Annotated in this window: 4 protein-coding genes and 3 pseudogenes; all 7 read left to right on the top strand. The window is 41.0% G+C overall.

The annotated features are described in order from the left end of the window. Positions 1 to 593, top strand: a pseudogene (locus tag H6G97_RS46415) (hypothetical protein); the annotation flags it as partial. 78 nt (positions 594 to 671) lie between these two features. Next, positions 672 to 1,574: an RpnC/YadD family protein gene (locus tag H6G97_RS46410; RefSeq protein WP_190947145.1), complete on the top strand. Its 903-nt coding sequence runs from the start codon at positions 672 to 674 to the stop codon at positions 1,572 to 1,574. A 137-nt stretch (positions 1,575 to 1,711) separates the two neighbouring features. Further along, a complete protein-coding gene (locus H6G97_RS46405) occupies positions 1,712 to 2,266 on the top strand; it encodes a hypothetical protein (RefSeq protein WP_190947144.1) in 555 nt (184 codons plus the stop codon). A gap of 97 nt (positions 2,267 to 2,363) precedes the next feature. Further along, positions 2,364 to 2,636 carry a hypothetical protein gene (locus tag H6G97_RS46400; RefSeq protein WP_190947143.1) on the top strand — a complete coding sequence of 91 codons (273 nt, stop codon included), beginning with the start codon at positions 2,364 to 2,366 and terminating at the stop codon, positions 2,634 to 2,636. 138 nt (positions 2,637 to 2,774) lie between these two features. Then, complete coding sequence (locus tag H6G97_RS46395; RefSeq protein ID WP_422394282.1) at positions 2,775 to 3,068, top strand: hypothetical protein; 294 nt, start codon at positions 2,775 to 2,777, stop codon at positions 3,066 to 3,068. A 157-nt stretch (positions 3,069 to 3,225) separates the two neighbouring features. Beyond that, positions 3,226 to 3,538, top strand: a pseudogene (locus tag H6G97_RS46390) (hypothetical protein); the annotation flags it as partial. A gap of 158 nt (positions 3,539 to 3,696) precedes the next feature. Continuing rightward, positions 3,697 to 4,364, top strand: a pseudogene (locus H6G97_RS46385) (hypothetical protein); the annotation flags it as partial.

Raw genomic sequence — 4,364 nt, 5'->3', positions numbered from 1 at the left:
TCTTAGGTTTAACAGGGTTTTGTCATCTTCACGAGTTAAGAATACCCTTATACGAGCACCCATATCTTGCTTACCTCAGTAGATACATTCTCTGTATTTATTTATCTTTACATAGTTTGGTTTTTCCACGCCGTTCTACTTACTATCCTGATAAAGTAATCGGTCATGCTGGTTGTTACATCTCTCACAAGGCTCGAATATTAACCCCACCTTCTAAATGGGACTTTACTCCGCCCAAGTTTAGTTCTCCTCGTGGGGCTATTTGTCCAGACTGCGAAGGACACGGCTGCGGTAACTGCTCCTATACTCGCGCAGAAGACTTGTGTACGCCAGTGGACGGCTACCGACTGACCTATGTAGGACGCACTGACCTTCAGACGGCTCACAACGTATATCTAGATGGTAAGTTCTTGGGAATTGTCTTTAAGGTCAGGAACATTGATGAGTCATGGCAAAACGACCCCAAGACTTACTATTGGCGGTGTGGGGATGGAGTACGGTATTGGAGCGTAAAAGAGGCTGTAGAGGGACTGTCCAGAGCAACTGCTCCGATTGAACTGCCGCAAGTTCGTCGGGAGTTGGTAACGGCGTAAATAAAAAGGTGGGTATGAGAACCCACCATGCAACCATAACCAATCCTTGTAAAATAAAACACAGTTCGCCTTTAAAACATGAGTAGCAAGCCTTACGATCAGTTTTCTAAGGAATTATTAGAGGAGTTGTTGTCTCCTTTAGGTAGAGTAGAAGTTAACAAACAAGTCACTGATGAAACCAGATTTGTTGACGTTTTGTTTACAAGCGCAGCAACTGCCCAAGCTCAAAATCTTGGATTGTTGGGCAGAATTGCTGTATTAAATACGGCACTCTTGGAACCATTCCGCAATCAACCCAGTAGGTCAGAGGTACGCAACTGTTTTCTGAAACTGTTCACCGTGATTGCAGACTCACAACGCAAAGCCAAGCGAGAGAAAACCAGCTTACCAGAAGATAGTTTAGCTCGTTTGTGGATTATATCGCCTAGCGCTTCCGCCTCTCTGTTGGAGGATTTAGAGGTTAAACTAGATTTAGAAAAGTGGAGCAGGGGAGTTTACTTTTTCCAGAAATGTTTTAGAGCAGCAATAATAGCGGTTAACGAGCTACCAGTAACAGAAGAAACATTATGGCTGAGGATTTTGGGTAGAGGCGAAACGCAACGTACTGCCATTGATGAATTGCTAGCACTACCCGAAAGCAACCAATTAAGACAGAATACTCTCAAACTGATTACTAATTTGCGGGTGATTATAGTTCAACAGCAAGAAACTTTAACAGAAGATGAGCAGGAATTAATTATGAATTTGTCGCAAGCTTACCAACAGTGGGAAGAAACTACCAAACAGCAAGGAGTGCAACAAGAACGCCGTCAAGTTGTAGAAAACTTGTTAAAATTCCGGTTTGGTTCTGTGGATGAAGAATTAGCGAGAGTGGTCGACAATTTGTTGCAGTTAACACCAGATGACTTTGCAAGATTTTTACTCGAATTGTCTAGTTTATCTCGTGAAGATTTGCTGGCAAGATTTAATTCACATCAATAATCTGTATAGGGCAAATAGTTAGTAACAAAAAGCGCTTTTGTTGATTCAAGAGCGCTGTTTTATTGGCTCTACGCTTCATATATCACAATTAAACGGCTGCGCCAATGCGAAAGTGAAAATGCTTTTGATACAAACAAATGAACCCTCAAGAAAATGCCGAATTACTTGCTGCCTTAATGCGCCAGGAAGAATTACTTAAGCAGTTAGTTGCAGCAATCAATAAGCCAAAACTGGGATTGCACTCTGAAGCTGGCAATTGTAAAATCTACTGCAATCGTCAGCACGGAGGATTGTGGTACACACTCAATGGTGAACCGAGTGATGTCCCTCAAACTGCCTTAACTGGATATCTTAAAGAACTGCGGTTTGAGAATACAGAACGCCGCAAAAAAGAAACCTGCAAGTTGCTAATAACTATACAAGCAGACCGGACGTATATCTTAGAATCAGGCTACGATACCCATTTCTCAAAGTGCATACTTGCGGCGATCGCAACTTTGACCCCAGAACAATTGTATTCTCCCATCACACTACAGCCTACTCCAGGGACGACAGATGAAAATGTGTTGTTCTGTCGCGTATGGGTAGAGTCGGAATTAGTTATGGCATCCTATAACGAGCAGACTAATTGGCAAGAAATTTGGGAACAAGCTTTAGCTGTAACAAAAGCAGCAAATGAGATAGCGTTTTAACTCGTTGTAAACAGGGTTTGGGCAACTGTAATTAGAAGCTGCTCAAGCCTTGTCTACAGCTAATACATGCTGTCTACCTATTCACCAATAACAATAAATGACTACAACAATCGTTCACCTTAGTATCGAAAACTTACAGCAGTTCTCTGACTCGTTAGACATTGAGAAACTATTGCAATCTAAGGGAATTCTGCCGTGGTTTTTAGCAAATGGCTGGAACTACGACGATGAATCAAGTTTGATTGCAAATATTATCGATGAGTCTACAAGCCTGGATCAAGTTTGGGAATCAGACGAGTTTGATTTTAAAGCTCTGCCTGATGAATTAAAGGAAAAACTAAATCAAATCTTTGAGCATTTCTATCTGTAACATTTTTCACTCTCAATCAATAATTAACGCAGAGGTAACGAAAATGTTGACGAAAGAATAATCAGATGATGTATGAAAAACTCTACAGTCAGACTAATTAAATCTGACTATAGAGAAAAATCGATTCCACGATAAATTATGGCACACTTCACTGCTACTAAGATGGAATTAAATTTGATTAAGGTTTACGACACGACGCTATTAAGCTCATCAAAAGTTTACCAAATAAACGGTACGCTTTCCCGATATTTGGGTGATGAAGGTACTATACGACATCCACAGTATCTATTTGCACCTCTGCCAAATCAAAAGAAAAAAGCCAGCTTTCGACTAAACCGAAACAAACTCATGACTCGCTGTTATGAGGTCGAAGGTATGGTCTATGAGAAGCCTGCGGTACAGGATAATTCACAGCAACTTCAGCTATTTTGAGCCATGTCCATACATAAACCACCAGTCATCAAAAGACACATTAGGTTACAAAAAATCTCTAAAAAAGTAATCTAGAGGGCTACTAAAGACATTCAAATAGTCACAAAGAAAGCTTCGCTGAATTGAAAGTGAAAAATAATGATTGAGGTGAATAATCATGGTACAAGCAATTGACAACCCTGTTGCTGCAAATTTCCTAACTGATGCAGTAGTTGAGCGCCACAACTTCTCACAGTTAAATAAAACCCGTATTCGCTTTCGTATTCAACTAAAGAAAAGTACAAAATCTGCCGCACCTAAATGGGCAGATGTGCTAAAAGCTGAAGTGTCTGAAATTGAATCAGACCTCGTGAAAGGTACAAATTCCGAAGTCGGTCTGCGAGGTATTAAGGTATTCAAAAAGCTAGATGAAGCTGCTGCCCAATTGCGTCAAGAGATTGCTTCAGTTCAAGAATGGATGTCGTAACAATTCGCAATTCGCAGTTCGCAATTCGCAATTATGGAAGTAACTAATAATTGATTCATTTAGGCGCATAGCAATTAATTTCAGTTATGAAAAACAAGTAGTATCAATATTCAGAGCAAGTGCATTCAGGCTTAAGGTATTAATTGCGAATTGCGAATTGGAAATGATTGGGTTTGTCCGATTGATTTAGCTCCACTTGTTTGGAATCAGTTAATCAATATCAGAGATAATATCGCTCCTGGATTGCGTAATCAATTAAAAGCTGATTACGAGGCGGGACTTCTTGATTATCAGGAACGGATTGATCAGTTCCTCTCACTTAACACTTGGGAATTAGCACAGGATAAGCAAGAGTCAGTCAAAGCAAACTTGTTAAGAGCATTTCCGATTCTGACCGATCTTGAAGACTATTTGCAAGTCGTTATAGGTCGTCCGGTGATTATCCCTGCCCTCTCTGAACAACTGAACCAGCAGCAAGCCGAATGTCTTGACCAAATTACCAAGTTCATTCAACAGTATGATCAAAATTTGGAGCAACGGCTACGGGAATCTGCTTTAGCTGGCGGTGAACAACTCGCCGCCCAGTTGCTTGAAGAGTTGGCTGATTGGGAACCGGGACGGAAGCCCGTACAGTTTAAAAGAAAAATGGAGCGTCATCTAATGAAGGTTCAAGTGCTACTGGCAAACGCTTCACCGGAGGCAGGCAGTAGCTTGGAGGCGATGATGACGCACTTAGATTCTATCGTTAACGATCCAGCGATTGAGTCTAAGAATCTTGCTTCTGATACGCGCTCACAGTTACAGCAAAAGATAAATTCTATCCGCACCAA

Source organism: Nostoc flagelliforme FACHB-838, from assembly GCF_014698065.1.
In the GTDB taxonomy this organism is placed as follows: domain Bacteria; phylum Cyanobacteriota; class Cyanobacteriia; order Cyanobacteriales; family Nostocaceae; genus Nostoc; species Nostoc flagelliforme_B.
The sequence above is the reverse complement of the archived record's forward strand: the minus strand, read 5'-3'. Positions and strand labels throughout refer to the sequence as shown.